The organism is Solibaculum intestinale, from assembly GCF_040096205.1.
GTDB lineage: Bacteria > Bacillota > Clostridia > Oscillospirales > Acutalibacteraceae > Solibaculum_A > Solibaculum_A intestinale.
In genome coordinates, this window is sequence record NZ_JBBMFD010000001.1 from 305929 (window position 1) to 319293 (window position 13365).

At 54.3% G+C, this 13365-nt stretch carries 15 protein-coding genes and 1 riboswitch; of the genes, 6 read left to right on the forward strand and 9 right to left on the reverse strand.

Features of this window, described 5'->3' with window-relative positions; genetic code table 11:
• Positions 1 to 35: 35 nt before the first annotated feature.
• The 9 genes from WMO26_RS01385 to WMO26_RS01425 all read right to left on the reverse strand — a co-directional run bounded on the left by WMO26_RS01385 (position 36) and on the right by WMO26_RS01425 (position 8301).
• A complete protein-coding gene (locus tag WMO26_RS01385) occupies positions 36 to 926 on the reverse strand; it encodes a site-specific tyrosine recombinase (protein ID WP_349217733.1) in 891 nt (296 codons plus the stop codon).
• 27 nt (positions 927 to 953) lie between these two features.
• A complete protein-coding gene (locus WMO26_RS01390; RefSeq protein WP_349217734.1) occupies positions 954 to 1589 on the reverse strand; it encodes a stage II sporulation protein M in 636 nt (211 codons plus the stop codon).
• 66 nt (positions 1590 to 1655) lie between these two features.
• Positions 1656 to 2459, reverse strand: a complete 804-nt coding sequence (gene proC / locus WMO26_RS01395; RefSeq protein WP_349217735.1) for a pyrroline-5-carboxylate reductase — start codon at positions 2457 to 2459, stop codon at positions 1656 to 1658.
• A gap of 260 nt (positions 2460 to 2719) precedes the next feature.
• Positions 2720 to 4084, reverse strand: coding sequence for a thioether cross-link-forming SCIFF peptide maturase (gene scfB, locus WMO26_RS01400; RefSeq protein WP_349217736.1), 1365 nt, complete (start codon positions 4082 to 4084; stop codon positions 2720 to 2722).
• Between the two features lie 122 nt (positions 4085 to 4206).
• Positions 4207 to 4344 (reverse strand): six-cysteine ranthipeptide SCIFF, encoded by a 138-nt coding sequence (gene scfA, locus WMO26_RS01405; RefSeq protein ID WP_349217737.1) that lies wholly within the window; start codon positions 4342 to 4344, stop codon positions 4207 to 4209.
• Positions 4345 to 4548: 204 nt separating this feature from the next.
• Positions 4549 to 4953: a TIGR04086 family membrane protein gene (locus tag WMO26_RS01410; protein ID WP_349217738.1), complete on the reverse strand. Its 405-nt coding sequence runs from the start codon at positions 4951 to 4953 to the stop codon at positions 4549 to 4551.
• 106 nt (positions 4954 to 5059) lie between these two features.
• The gene (yajC, locus tag WMO26_RS01415; RefSeq protein WP_349217739.1) at positions 5060 to 5392 is read right to left on the reverse strand and encodes a preprotein translocase subunit YajC; all 333 of its coding nucleotides are present in this window, start codon (positions 5390 to 5392) and stop codon (positions 5060 to 5062) included.
• A gap of 67 nt (positions 5393 to 5459) precedes the next feature.
• Positions 5460 to 6590 (reverse strand): tRNA guanosine(34) transglycosylase Tgt, encoded by a 1131-nt coding sequence (gene tgt / locus WMO26_RS01420; protein ID WP_349217740.1) that lies wholly within the window; start codon positions 6588 to 6590, stop codon positions 5460 to 5462.
• Positions 6591 to 6993: 403 nt separating this feature from the next.
• Positions 6994 to 8301, reverse strand: coding sequence for an alpha-amylase family glycosyl hydrolase (locus tag WMO26_RS01425; RefSeq protein ID WP_349217741.1), 1308 nt, complete (start codon positions 8299 to 8301; stop codon positions 6994 to 6996).
• Between the two features lie 184 nt (positions 8302 to 8485).
• A riboswitch (TPP riboswitch) is annotated at positions 8486 to 8593 on the forward strand.
• An 85-nt stretch (positions 8594 to 8678) separates the two neighbouring features.
• Between WMO26_RS01425 and thiS the strand changes: the two genes are divergently transcribed.
• The 6 genes from thiS to WMO26_RS01455 all read left to right on the forward strand — a co-directional run bounded on the left by thiS (position 8679) and on the right by WMO26_RS01455 (position 13203).
• The gene (gene thiS, locus WMO26_RS01430; protein ID WP_349217742.1) at positions 8679 to 8873 is read left to right on the forward strand and encodes a sulfur carrier protein ThiS; all 195 of its coding nucleotides are present in this window, start codon (positions 8679 to 8681) and stop codon (positions 8871 to 8873) included.
• A gap of 3 nt (positions 8874 to 8876) precedes the next feature.
• Positions 8877 to 9686 carry a sulfur carrier protein ThiS adenylyltransferase ThiF gene (gene thiF, locus WMO26_RS01435; RefSeq protein WP_349217743.1) on the forward strand — a complete coding sequence of 270 codons (810 nt, stop codon included), beginning with the start codon at positions 8877 to 8879 and terminating at the stop codon, positions 9684 to 9686.
• A gap of 24 nt (positions 9687 to 9710) precedes the next feature.
• Complete coding sequence (locus WMO26_RS01440; protein ID WP_349217744.1) at positions 9711 to 10481, forward strand: thiazole synthase; 771 nt, start codon at positions 9711 to 9713, stop codon at positions 10479 to 10481.
• 33 nt (positions 10482 to 10514) lie between these two features.
• Positions 10515 to 11615 carry a 2-iminoacetate synthase ThiH gene (gene thiH, locus WMO26_RS01445; RefSeq protein WP_349217745.1) on the forward strand — a complete coding sequence of 367 codons (1101 nt, stop codon included), beginning with the start codon at positions 10515 to 10517 and terminating at the stop codon, positions 11613 to 11615.
• 10 nt (positions 11616 to 11625) lie between these two features.
• Entirely contained in the window at positions 11626 to 12228 is a 603-nt protein-coding gene (locus tag WMO26_RS01450; protein ID WP_349217746.1) for a thiamine phosphate synthase, read from the forward strand.
• 273 nt (positions 12229 to 12501) lie between these two features.
• Entirely contained in the window at positions 12502 to 13203 is a 702-nt protein-coding gene (locus WMO26_RS01455) for a hypothetical protein (protein ID WP_349217747.1), read from the forward strand.
• The last annotated feature ends 162 nt before the right edge of the window (positions 13204 to 13365 follow it).

A 13365-nucleotide genomic window follows, 5' to 3' on the forward strand; every position in this document is an offset into this window, starting at 1 on the left:
CAAACGTCCGGGTTCGGTATATCCCCTGTCCCTTGCTATGCGTGCTTTGCACGGGGATGGCAGTTTTTGTACACTTCTTTAAACCGCTCCTGCAAAACCTGCGCGTAGATCTGGGTGGAGGAAATATCCGCGTGTCCCAGCATTTCCTGTATATCCTTCAGCTGCGCCCCGTTTTCCAGCAGATGTGCGGCAAACGAATGGCGAAGCGTGTGCGGCGTGATGTCCTTTTCGATATGGGCCTGCGCGGTATACCCCTTGACAATCTTCCAGAAACCCTGGCGGGTCATACGCTGGCCGTTCAAATTGGTAAAAAGCGCCCGTCCGCATTCGTTCGAAGCGATCACCCCGCGAAACCGGCACAAATAGTCGGACACCGCCGTAATCGCCGTGGGGTAGATGGGGATAATCCGGTCGCTTTTTTCGTTGTGGCAGTGCAGCACCCCCACCTGGAGGTTTACGTCCTCCACGTTGAGGCTGATGAGCTCGGATACCCGGATTCCGGTGGCATACAAAAGCTCCAGCATCGCCTTGTCCCGGCAGCCCTTCGCGTCGGAGGGGTCCGGCTGGGACAAAAACAGCTCGATTTCCTTGCCGGTTAGAATCTGCGGAAGCTTTTTTTCCACCTTTTTGAGCTTAATGTCCCGGGCGGGATTGGTATGGGAGTAGCCTGCCGCCGCCAGAAACTGATAAAAGCAGCGCAGGGACGCCACACACCGGGTCACCGTAGCAGCGCTCTTTCCCGACAGTTCAAGAAAACTGACAAACCGCTTCATCACCGGCTCCTCCACGTCGCAGGGCGAAGAAAGCCCCTGCTTTTGCAGAAAGGCCAGATATCGCTGCACATCCCGTTTGTAGGACGACAGGGTATTGGCGGAAACCGATTTGTTGTCTGTCAAGTATCTCTCAAACAGTGCGAGATAGTCCATCTTCTTGTCCCCTCATCTTGCCGGAATTTAAGTCACAAAAAACTGGGAAAAAGCCGCCGAACACACCGTGTCCACAAATGCCGCAAGGAACAACAGGATCAGCAGCGCCAGAAAGCGAACCAGATAAATTTTCAGCTGAGGCCACAGCCCCTCCTGCCCGTCCGCCTTTGGTAAAAACCGGCGGCACAGCAGCATAGAAAAACGGAACGCTTCCTTACAGGATAGAATAATCAGAATGGAAGATACAATGGCGGGCGGGATAATCAGCAGCACCGAAAAGGCGATGCCCTTGAGGCCGTTTACCCCGTACAGATACCCAAGCGCCGTGCCGAGCCCCAGCCCGCGAAACACCAGCACGCAGGGAATCAGCGGTATCCCTACTGCACTCACTCCCAGGAAAAACGGCACCAGCACAAAGGGAAGCACCGACATCAGCGAATTGAGAAATGTGGTCAGCACCGGCTGTGCCGTCCGGTTGAGGGTAAAGCCCCCCAGCAGGCTTACCAGCGTCTGGGCGTTTTCCTCCGAGATGTTTTTGGAAATGAGCACCCCGAAAAAGAGGCCGCACACCAAAAGCGAGGTGAAAAAAAGCAGCATCCGATTCTGAGACAGGGCTTCCCACGCCCGTTTGGGAAAGGTATGTATATTGGTTGTCCAGTTCATATGCAGTCCTCCAGCCGAAAATTCTCCGTCTGAAGGATAGGTATGCTTTTATAAGCGGCAATATTCCTATTTTGCCAGTTCCCCGGCCCTGGTAGTACAGGCCATCATGGCGTTGTCGATTACCTTTTCAAAATCGTCGTCGGAGAAGGAATTGAGCGCTGCCAGGGTGGTACCTCCCGGAGAAGCTACCATCTTAATCAGCTCGTCGGGCTCCATGCCGCTTTCGTCGAGCATTTTCGCGCTCCCCTTGAGGGTCTGGATGATCAGGCGCTTGGCTGCCTTGCGTTCAATCCCTTGGGCTACCGCCGAATCGATCACCGCCTTGGCAAACAGATAAACATAGGCCGGGCTGCTGCCGTTGACCGAGATCACCGCGTTCATAGACTCCTCCGGGAGATTTTCCACAATTCCGGAAGCGGAAAAGAGGCGGGAAACCTCTTCGAATTCACTGTCCGTCACCGAAGGACACCTGGAAAGAGCGGTAGCGCCGCATCCCAGCAGCAGCGGGGTATTGGGCATGGCACGCACCACCTTACAGGGAAAACCGATGGCTTTCTTGACATAATCGGTGGAAATGCCAGCCGCGATGCTCACGAGAATCTTTGTTTCGTCAACCGCGTCCTTAATTCCTTCCAACACCGAGCCGTAAACCTGGGGCTTGACCGCCAGCACCACCACGTCGCAGCGGCGCACCAGCTCCGCCGCGTCTTTGGCGACAAAAACGCCTTTTTGCCGAAAGGTTTCGCATTTTTCCGCCGAAACATCATAAACCATCAGCTGCTCTGGAGCGCAAACGCCGCCCGCCAGCATCCCGCCAAGAATGGCACTGGCCATATTTCCACAGCCGATAAAACCGTACATTCGATCCATTTTTATAACACCGTCCTCATGAATGTTCATTATAGTATATTCGGCGGATTTTATCAAGGAAAATGTCATGGAAGGCAATTTTCGTTCCACTTTCACAATTTATGTGTTCGTTGTTATGGAAACTGCATAAATATTATGGTAACTATATTATGTTAACGAATACAAAATGATGTCAAGCTGGTTATGGAAACTGCCCGGTAAGCCTTTTGCACAGCAAAAAAAGAGGCAAAGCCTCCGCTTCGCCTCTTTTTTATCGTTGCTTATTCGTCCTGGGCCAACGCCGCCTTCATCATGATGGCGCATTCCAGACGCTTCTTTTCCAATTCGCAGGAAAGGGCGTGGGGTTTTAAGATGTCGCCCGCGTACTGCTGGTTGTTGGCGTTGCAGCCGCCTGAACAGTAAAACTTGGCCCAGCAGTCCCGACAGCCTTCCTTGCCGTAGATGTTTGCCTTGGCAAAACGCGCCTTCTCTTCCCGGTCGAAGGTCCCCTCCAGCACGTTTCCCATCTTCCAGCCATCCATCCCCACAAACTGGTGGCAGGGATAGATGTCCCCCTCCGGGGTTACGGCCACGTATTCGTTGCCGCAGCCGCAGCCGCGCAGCCGCTTGATGGCGCAGGGGCCCTGGTCCAGGTCGATCATAAAGTGGAAGAAGTTGAATCCCTCCCCTTTGCGCTTGCTTTCGAGCAGCCGCTTGGCCAGGCGCTCGTATTCCTCAAACACCCGGGGCAGATCCTCTTCTTTGATGGAATAGGGCAGGTTCGGGTCGGACACCACCGGCTCCACCGAAATCTGGTCGAACCCTTCCCCGGCCAGGTGATACACGTCCTCGGAAAAGTCCAGGTTAAACTTTGTAAATGTCCCGCGGACATAATAGTCCTTCCCGCCCCGGGTTTTTACCAGCTTTTGATACCTGGGCAGAATCACATCGTAGCTGCCCTTGCCGTTTGGCGTGACCCGCAGCCGGTCGTTGACCTCTTTGCGCCCGTCAATGGAAAGGACCACGTTGGACATTTCCTTGTTAATGAACGCGATTTTATCGTCGTCGAGCAAAAGACCGTTGGTGGTGATGGTAAAGCGGAAGTTTTTGTTGTACGCTTTCTCCTTGCTTCTGGCGTATTCCACCACCTGCTTGACCACATTGAAGTTCATCAGCGGCTCGCCGCCGAAAAAGTCGAGCTCCAGGTTGCGCCGGGAGCCGGAGTTTTCCAGCAGAAAATCAATGGCCGCCTTCCCCACTTCCAGCGGCATCAGCTTGCGGCCGTGGCCGAAGTCCCCTTTGGCCGCAAAGCAGTATTCGCAGCGCAGGTTGCAGTCGTGGGCAATGTGCAGGCACATGGCCTTAACTGGGGACGACACCATCTTTCCAGAAAACTGCTCATAGTCGTCCTCGGAAAAGAGGGTTCCTTCTTTATAAAGGGTATACAGCTCCCCGTAGGCTTCCCTGAGCTTGTCCGCCCCGTACTTGGGTGCCAGTGCGTCGAGCAGGGCTTTCGGACACTCCTTTGGCATCGGGGCTTTCAAGAGCCCGGTCATTTCATAGGTCATCTCATCGAGTACGTGCACCGCGCCGCTGTGCACGTCGAGTACGATGAAAAAGCCGTTTTGTTCGTATCGGTGAATCATAAGTACCTCCTCCTAGGCCGCCTATGCAGCCGTGCGGACAACGGGATTTTCTCAAAAAGGACATAATTTAAGGGACAGAAACTCTGTCCCTTAAACGGCAAACCCTGATTTTGTCCGGGTTCTTACTTCTCGCACTTCTGGTTGGCAACCGTGCAGGAAGTCTTGCAGGCGGACTGGCAGGAAGCCTGGCATTCGCCGCAACCGCCCTTCGCCGCGCTCTCCTTGAGATTGGCCTTGTTGATGGTCTTGATATGGCTCATTCGTTTGTACCTCCCTTGCCCGTTCATTGGTCGTCCATTTGCCACAAGCAAAGCGGCTGTGCTGCTTTGCTGCGGTACAATGGTTTTCACGGATGAAAGCCCACGGACTCCCATCCGAAGCGGTATGACACCGCTTCGACGGCTTTCAAAAGCCGCCGCTGTAGGGATATTATAGCACAAAAGAAACCCGGTTTCAAATAAAACCTATCTTTTTCGCAGATTGACCCCTAAAATTCCGCCCAGAGCGCCCGCCACCGGCATGGAGATGAGCTTAATGAGCGTAGCCATTCCCAGCGTCTCCCCGGCGGCGGACACGCTGATGATAAACAAAACCGCAAACAGCACAAAACCAGTGATGGCGCCGAACAGCGCCCCTTTTGACCGGATCATCCGCGCCGTCATAAGCCCGCCGAAAAAGGCGCCCACCGAAGCTGCCGTGGTGGCCAGCGGCGTCACCGCCGACTGGGGAATATTGTTCATCGAAATGATTAACGAAAACAAAAGCAGCGCCAGCGCGCAGATCAGCGCACCGCCGGAAATTCCAATCATGATCGGCTTGACTTTCACCGTCATACTGCTGTTCTCCGGACTGACACGATCGGTTCTCATGGAAAAGCCCTCCCCTTATTCGGCCTAGCATTTCGTACCCGGCATTCCACCCGTTTGGATGCCGCCTACCAAATGATATTCCCAGGGGAAGGCAATTATGCGTTGCTTATTTGTCGTGAACGGTGTTGTTGGTCTGGACCGCCCATTTCATAATGCGGACCTTGTCCCGGTCGGCACCCGTCTCGATCAAAAGCGAATCCTCTTTCATGCTGACAACCTTGCCAACAATTCCGCCGATGGTCACGATCTCGTCGCCCACCTGCAAATTGTCGCGCATCTTGGCCTCTTCCTTCTGCTTCTTGCGCTGGGGACGAATCAAAATAAAGTACATGACCACGATCATCAAAGCGATCAGGCCAAACTGCAAAATCATCGTCATCGTGCCGTTGGCGCCGGCCGCCGCGTTTGCGTCTAGGAGCTGAAGTCCTTGTTCTACCATTACACAAAACACCTCCAAAAGTATTCCCGATCATTATAGCGGGTAAATAAGGCACTTGCAAGCTTTTTTAAATGCGTTTGTCCAGCACCGGGGCAAATTTTACATATAGTTCATCAAATTGGGCGTTCTCAATAGCGAACCGGATCTTTTCCAGTAAAGTATTGTAGAAATAGAGATTGTGCATGACGCAAAGCCGCATGGCCAGCATCTCCCCGCATTTGAACAAATGCCGGATATAGGCTCTGGAATGCCGGCGGCAGGCAGGGCAGTCACATTCTTCGTCAATGGGCTTATGGTCGAGCTTATACTTCTCATTGTTTAAATTACGGATTCCTTCCCAAGTAAACACATGGGCATGGCGACCGTTTCGGCTGGGCATGACGCAGTCGAAAAGATCCACTCCGCGGCGCACCGCTTCCAGAATGTTCACCGGCGTACCCACCCCCATGAGATACCGGGGCTTGTCCTTTGGCATAAAGGGAGTGACCGTGTCGATGATGCGGTACATGTCCTCAGCGGGCTCCCCCACCGCCAGACCTCCGATAGCATAGCCGTCTAAGTTTAATTCTGCGATTTCCTGCATGTGCTGCGCCCGCAGGTCATCAAAAGTGCAGCCCTGGTTGATGCCGAAGAGCATCTGCTTTTTATTTAAGGTATCCGGCAAGTGATTCAGCCGCTGCATCTCCGCCTGGCAGCGCTTGAGCCAGCGCACCGTCCTGCGGCAGGAAGCGGCGGCATAGTCGTAGGCCGCAGGGTTTTCCACGCATTCGTCGAAGGCCATGGCGATGGTAGAGCCCAAGTTCGACTGGATGCGCATGCTTTCCTCCGGGCCCATGAAAATTTTCCGCCCGTCCACATGGGAGGAAAAGTGTACCCCCTCCTCCTTGATTTTGCGCAGGGAGGCCAGGGAAAAAACCTGAAATCCGCCCGAATCGGTCAGAATCGGCCCGTCCCAGCCGGTAAAGGCGTGCAGCCCCCCGTATTCCCGGATCAGATCGTCTCCGGGGCGGACATGCAAATGATAGGTATTGCACAGCTGCACCTGGCATTTCAGGTCCTTGAGGTCATAGGCGGACACGGCGCCGCGGATAGCGCCCGCCGTGGCTACATTCATAAAGGCAGGCGTCTGCACCGTGCCGTGAGGGGTGACGAACTCGCCCCGCCGGGCCCGTCCTTGGGTATGGGTAATGGTAAGCATGGGTTTCCTCGTTTCTTTGTGGCATTTTTCGCAATTCCTTGCGTCTAAATTCTTATTATACCAGCCTAAAAGACCGGAAGCAAGCGCCCCGCCTCATCCTACGCTACTTCCTCTTTCAGCCAAATTAGGTCCTTTGCCTTTCTTCCATGTTATTTACAGGCGCTTTTGAGCATCCCTTTCCTTTGGCGGTAAACATCCTTCCGCCACTGTCAGTAAAACGGCACGCCATAGGATATAATATAGATATTTCATTCTATAATTTATCGAATAAAGATGTAAAGGCGATTATCTTGTCAGATAATCGCCTTTCTTATTAGCGAATTTATTTTCTAAAAGGATGAGATGCGAAAAAGAGGAATATGGATAAATATTCTATAGTTTTATAGCATAAATCCGCTTTTCCTCAGAATATTTCCCAATAAAAGGCGCTGTAAGGAGGCAGCTCGCTGCCGCCCCCGAAGTCGTGTACCTTTCCGGTGAGCAAATCCCTGGCCCGGCCGGCACCTGCATCAAAGTGAGCGGTGTAGGGATTGGAATCGGCATTGATGGCCGTAAGCACCCTGTGCCCTTCGAAAGCGCGCTCAAAGATCACCTGCTTATTTTGCAGCAAAACCGAGCGGAAGTCTCCATAGCAGAGGGCTTTGCTTTTCTTATGGGCGGCAGCGCACCTGGCAATCCATTCGGTCAGCTCTGTTTTCTCAGGCGCGTCAAAGCATGGGCGAAGGGCATGATCCCCCTGGGCCTTCTCCCCTCTCGCTCCCCATTCGCTGCCGTAGTACACACAGGGAATCCCCGGCATGGCGAACAAAAGAGCGTAAATAAGCGGAAGATGCGCCGGGTCATGCAGGATGGAAGCCACCCGGGTCACGTCGTGGTTGTCCACGAAGTTAAATAGGTGCTTGCCCTTATACAAGGTCCAGTTCTCCGGGCCGAACTGGCGCAGGAGGGAATGGGTGATCTCAAAGAGGTTGAGGCTGTTAAAGCTGGAGTAAAGTCCCTTGTAGCACTCATAGTTGGTGGCAGAATGAAGCATCGAGCCGCCGAGAATGCGGTTGTAGTCCCCGCCTAAGATTTCGCCTACCAAGAAAAAGTCCGGCTTTAAGGTGTCGGTAAAGAAACGCAGCCGGTGCAAAAACTCCGGGTCCAGGCAATAAGCCACATCCAGACGCAGGCCGTCGATGTCGAACTGCTCCACCCAGCCCCGGATGCATTCGAATAGATGATGGATCACCGCCTCGTTTCGCAGGTTGAGCTTGACAAGCTCATAATGGCCTTCCCAGCCCTCGTACCACAGCCCGTCGTGATAGCCGTTGTCGCCGCCGAAGTGGATCAAAAACCAGTCCTTATAAGGGGAAGCCTCCCGGTTTTTGAGCACGTCCTGAAAGGCCCAGAAGCCCCGGCCCACATGGTTGAACACCCCGTCGAGCACCACCCGGATACCATTTTGGTGCAGGGTATCGCAGACTGCGGCAAAGTCCTCATTGGTGCCCAGGCGGCCGTCTATTTTCCGGTAGTCCCGGGTGTCGTACCCGTGCGCGTCCGACTCGAAGACAGGAGAAAAATAGACGGCGTCTGCGCCCACGCTTTTGATATGCTCCACCCAATCGACCACCTTGCCGATGCGGTTGACGGTCACCCCGTCGTTCTCCCAAGGCGCTCCGCAAAATCCAAGCGGATAGATTTGATAGAATACGCTTTCATATGCCCACATTCGGTACCAGCCCCTTCTTTTTTCAGTGAAAACGGCATTTCTGCCCCATGCCTTATTATAGTCCAAACGCCCCCGATTGTAACCGCGAAAAGAGAAAAAAACAAGCGCCCCGCAAAAAAGGCGAAAAAAACAGGCTTGACAAGGGAATTTTGGCGGATTATACTAGAAAAAACAAAAGAATAAGACGCAAGAACTGGGGAGCCAATGAAATTGGCTGAGAGTGAGGTGTGGTCCTCTTACTCATGGAACCTGTGCGGTTAGTACCGGCGGAGGGAGTTTCGAGCTTAAAAACGGATTTTTGTTCCGAATTGAGTAAGGCCAAACGTACCGAGCGCGGTGCGTTTGGCCTTTTTCTTTTGCAAAAAGGAGGAAATCAAATGAAGCTTAACGGTCAAGCATGTCCCTTGGAGGAACCGGTATCCTTGCTTTCCTATCTAACGGCATTGGGCTGCGATCCTGCTAAGGTGGCGGTAGAGCGAAACGGCCAGATTGTGCCCAAAGCCCAGTTTGCCTGCGTTATTCTAACGGACACCGACGAGCTGGAAGTGGTCAGCTTTGTGGGAGGCGGCTGAGAGATGCTGCGGGTCACGGTAAACGGGAAAGAGGAAAAAGCTTTGGAAGGGGAAACCGTTTCTTCCCTGGCAAAGCGGCTCTCTATTGCCGCGGATGTCTATATCCGCAACGGATTCGCCGTGGAAGGAACGCTTCCTCTTAGAAACGGGGACCAAATTACCCTCATTGAGAAGGGAAAAATGCCGGACAAAGCCCAGCTTGAACGCATGATGGCCGCCCGGCATACCCCATATGTTCATGAACGGGTGAAAAAGGCCACGGTAGGAATCGCGGGCCTGGGAGGCTTGGGGTCGAACATTGCGGTGATGCTGGCCCGCACCGGCGTGGGCCGACTTATCCTCGCGGACTTTGATCTGGTAGAGCCCAGCAACTTAAACCGGCAGAGCTACCTGATGCGTCATCTGGGCAGGCCCAAAACCGAGGCGCTCAAAGAGCAGATTGGGGAAATCAATCCTTATGTCTCGGTAGATACCCATACTGTGCGGGTGGAGGAAGCCAATGCCGCCGCCCTTTTCGGGGACTGCGACGTGGTGTGCGAAGCGTTTGACGACCCTGCATCCAAGGCGGCGCTGGTGAGCGCTTTGCTGGAAGGACGGCCCAAAATCAAACTGGTGGCCGCCTCCGGTATGGCCGGGTTTGAAAGCGCCAATTCGATTAAGACCGTGCGCCGGTTTGAAAACCTTTACCTGTGCGGCGACGGTACGAATGAGGCAAGGGAAGGGAATGGCCTGATGGCACCGCGGGTGACGGTCTGCGCCGCTCATCAGGCTAACATGGCCCTGCGCCTCTTGCTGGGAATCACAGAGGTTTAACCTCGATAAAAGGAGACGACACAAATGCAAAAAGATACGCTCCTCATCGGAGGAAAGGAATTTACCTCCCGGTTCTTTCTGGGGACGGGAAAATTTTCTCTGGAGAAAACGAAAGAAACCATCGAAAGTGGCGGAGTGGAAATGGTAACGCTGGCCCTGCGCCGGGCGAATTTGGGCGGCGGGGGCAATATTCTCGACTATATCCCGAAAACTGTCACCCTCCTGCCCAACACCTCCGGGGCCCGGGATGCAAAGGAAGCGGTGCGCATCGCCCGGCTCGCCCGGGAGCTTGGCTGCGGGGACTTTGTGAAAATCGAGGTCATCAATGACACGAAATACCTGATGCCGGACAATATGGAGACCATCAAGGCCACCGAAATCCTCGCCAAGGAAGGGTTCGTGGTCCTGCCCTACATCAGCCCCGACCTGATCGCGGCCCGAGCCCTCCAAGATGCGGGCGCCGCCGCCATCATGCCTCTGGGCGCCCCCATCGGCAGCAACAAAGGCCTTTTGACCCGTGATTTTGTCCGCATGCTCATTGAGGAAATCGACCTGCCCATCGTGGTGGACGCGGGAATCGGCCGCCCCTCCCAGGCCTGCGAGGCTATGGAGATGGGCGCGGCGGCGGTGCTGGCGAACACGGCGGTGGCTACCGCCAAAGACGTGGTAGCCATGGCCCGCGCTTTTAAGCTGGCGGTAGAGGCGGGCCGGGCCGCTTATCTGGCGGGGCTTGGACGGGTGCTCGAATACACCGGCGAGGCTTCCTCTCCCCTGACCGGCTTTTTGCAGGACTAAACACGCAACTTTGGAAAGGAAGCGAAGACGAAAATGACGGATCTTTTAGACGCGGTGATGGACCGGTATGACCGATATAACTTTGACGCCTTCACCGCCAGAGACGTGGCCGAGGCTCTCGAAAGCGAGAGCTTGAGCGAAGAGCAGTACGCAGCGCTCCTGTCCCCGGCGGCGGCCCCGTTTCTCGAGCAGATGGCCCGCAAGGCACAGCATCTGACCACCCGCCAGTTCGGCAACAGCGTGGGCCTCTACACCCCTCTTTATATCGCGAACTACTGTGTCAACCACTGCGTTTACTGCGGCTTTAATTGCCAAAATCACATCAACCGCGGCAAGCTGACCTTTGAGGAAATTGACCACGAGCTTGCCGCCATTGCGAAAACCGGCCTGCGGGAAATTCTCCTGCTGACCGGGGAATCCCGATACCATTCCGACGTGGAGTACATCGGCAAAGCGGTGGAGATTGCCAAGCAGTATTTTACCACCATCGGCATTGAGGTGTATCCCATGGAAGTGGAGGAATACGCCCATCTGCAGCGGTGCGGGGCGGACTTTGTGAGCGTCTATCAAGAAACCTACGACCGGGAAAAATACGCCCAGGTACATTTAAGCGGCCCCAAACGGGACTTTGCCTACCGCTTCAACGCCCAGGAACGGGCGTTGATGGGCGGCATGCGCGGAGTGGGCGTGGGTGCCCTTTTAGGACTTGGTGATTTCAGGAAGGATGCCTTCGCCGCAGGGCTGCACGCAAGCTACCTGCAGAAGAAGTACCCCAAGGCGGAGGTCAGCTTTTCAGTTCCCCGGCTGCGCCCTTATAAGAACAACGCAGAGAACAGCTCCAATGACGTCCACGAGCCTCAGCTTCTCCAAGTGATGCTCGCCTACCGCCTGCTCCTCCCCTTTGCCGGGATCAACATTTCCACCCGGGAGCGGGCGGGATTCCGGGACCATGTGGTGGGTTTGGCCGCCACCAAGATTTCCGCCGGGGTTAAAACCGGCGTGGGCGGTCATGAGGAAGAGGAAAAGGGAGACGCCCAGTTTCAGATTTCCGACCCGAGAAGCGTCACCGAAATCGAGCAGATGCTTGTCGCCCGCGGAATGCAGCCGGTCTACCGGGACTACATCCGTATGTAAGGAGAAAAGAATGATCGTATCGGTGACCAACCGCCTGCTCTGTTCCGATTCCTTGGAAGACCGGGTTCGGGCGCTGGCCGAGGGCGGGATTGACTGCATCCTTCTGCGGGAAAAGGACCTGCGGGAGGAAGCGTACGAGGACCTGGCCCTTCGCTGCCGAGACATCTGTGACGCTTTCGGAACGAAGCTCATCGTCAACAGCCGGGTCGGCGTCGCCAAGCGGCTGGGGATTAACACGGTTCAGGTACCCTTTCCCATGCTTCTCGAAAACGAAGGGATCTGCCGGGACTTCCCAAAAGCAGGCGTATCGGTGCACAGCGTTTTCGAGGCAAGGAAGGCCCAAGCCCTGGGCGCCGCCTTTCTCATTGCCGGACACATTTTCGAGACTGCCTGCAAGCAGGGCCTGCCCCCAAGAGGGCTTTCCTTTTTAAATGAGGTCTGCAGTGCGGTTTCCATCCCGGTTCTGGCCATCGGCGGCATCCGTCCTAAAAACCTCTCTGCCGTGAAAACGGCGGGGGCGGCCGGCGTGTGCGTCATGTCAGAGCTGATGGCCTGCAGTGAACCCAATGCCAGGATACAGGAATATAAAGCGGCCTTTTCGGCGAATGGATAAAAAGCCCGGCTGGGACTCCCAGCCGGGCTTTTTATTATACCCTTTTATGAATACGAATGAAAGCCGGCCGATGCAGGCAAACGAGTTCCTGGCGTCGGCATAATCCGGTGATCCTTTGCTTGTGCCTCTCTCCAGATTTCCTGTATGATCAAAGTCATTTTACCGAAGCAATTGCCACTTTCTCGGCGATTCGCTTGTGCATTTGGACGATTTGCTTGAAATTTCGACAAAATCATGTATCATTTAAGACAATATCAAATAGGAGGGAACTTTATGGAAGTGGTTGCGGCGCGAGTGCTCAATGAACTCTATATCTATCTGGATATTGGGTTTCTTCTCATTCTGCTTGGAATTTTGCTCTATACCAAACGGTATGCAGCCGCGATTTTCGGCATTCTGGGCGGCCTTCTCTATTTTCTTGTGGACTACGGCGGCTTTTACCTTTTGCTTGGCACCCGGGTGGTCAGCGGCGCGGATCCTTTCTGGTTCTTATTGTGGCTGAGTATGAGCTACGGGTTTACGAATTTCGTGTGGATCTGGCTGTGGCTTGACCGGGATCATCACAGCCTGGAATGGTCGATTCTCATCATTGCCGGGTGGCTTACCTCGGCGCTTTTGAGCCAGAATTTCGGAGGCGAATTCGCAGAGGTCTCCATCTCCCGGGGCACCGGCAGCTATCATGGGATTATGGCTATCCTGCTCTTTGTGGGCTATGCGGCCTTGTGCCTGAAAAACATCCAGACCAAGGAGGAAAAAGACCGGGTGAATCTGAAATGGATTCTTGCCATTGGAATTCTGGTCCAGTTCTCCTGGGAATTTGTTCTGCTCATTACCGGTATCCGTCCCCAGGGCATTTTGCCGCTGGTGGTCAACTCCCTTCTGGAAACCAATCTGGGACTTCCTTATATTTATTTCATACACAAAGCGGTTACCAAGCGGCGGCGGGAGGATTTGACCCGAGTATCCCGTTTATGACCTTTTAAATACAATCAAAATCAATGTCATTTGTTTCGCACCTGTCAAATATCGCCGTACGGTATATTCCTTTTGGGAGACGACACAATAGAATTTACGTATCAAATGGGAAAAGTGTCTTTTTATTCGCCCATTTACCCATATGCTTGGAGGAAATCCCGC

Coding starts and splice junctions, on each gene's coding strand:
- WMO26_RS01385 (WP_349217733.1), bottom strand. CDS start 926: ATGGACTATCTCGCACTGTTTGAGAGATACTTGACAGACAACAAATCG.
- WMO26_RS01390 (WP_349217734.1), bottom strand. CDS start 1,589: ATGAACTGGACAACCAATATACATACCTTTCCCAAACGGGCGTGGGAA.
- proC (WP_349217735.1), bottom strand. CDS start 2,459: ATGGATCGAATGTACGGTTTTATCGGCTGTGGAAATATGGCCAGTGCC.
- scfB (WP_349217736.1), bottom strand. CDS start 4,084: ATGATTCACCGATACGAACAAAACGGCTTTTTCATCGTACTCGACGTG.
- scfA (WP_349217737.1), bottom strand. CDS start 4,344: ATGAGCCATATCAAGACCATCAACAAGGCCAATCTCAAGGAGAGCGCG.
- WMO26_RS01410 (WP_349217738.1), bottom strand. CDS start 4,953: ATGAGAACCGATCGTGTCAGTCCGGAGAACAGCAGTATGACGGTGAAA.
- yajC (WP_349217739.1), bottom strand. CDS start 5,392: ATGGTAGAACAAGGACTTCAGCTCCTAGACGCAAACGCGGCGGCCGGC.
- tgt (WP_349217740.1), bottom strand. CDS start 6,590: ATGCTTACCATTACCCATACCCAAGGACGGGCCCGGCGGGGCGAGTTC.
- WMO26_RS01425 (WP_349217741.1), bottom strand. CDS start 8,301: ATGTGGGCATATGAAAGCGTATTCTATCAAATCTATCCGCTTGGATTT.
- thiS (WP_349217742.1), top strand. CDS start 8,679: ATGAAGCTTAACGGTCAAGCATGTCCCTTGGAGGAACCGGTATCCTTG.
- thiF (WP_349217743.1), top strand. CDS start 8,877: ATGCTGCGGGTCACGGTAAACGGGAAAGAGGAAAAAGCTTTGGAAGGG.
- WMO26_RS01440 (WP_349217744.1), top strand. CDS start 9,711: ATGCAAAAAGATACGCTCCTCATCGGAGGAAAGGAATTTACCTCCCGG.
- thiH (WP_349217745.1), top strand. CDS start 10,515: ATGACGGATCTTTTAGACGCGGTGATGGACCGGTATGACCGATATAAC.
- WMO26_RS01450 (WP_349217746.1), top strand. CDS start 11,626: ATGATCGTATCGGTGACCAACCGCCTGCTCTGTTCCGATTCCTTGGAA.
- WMO26_RS01455 (WP_349217747.1), top strand. CDS start 12,502: ATGGAAGTGGTTGCGGCGCGAGTGCTCAATGAACTCTATATCTATCTG.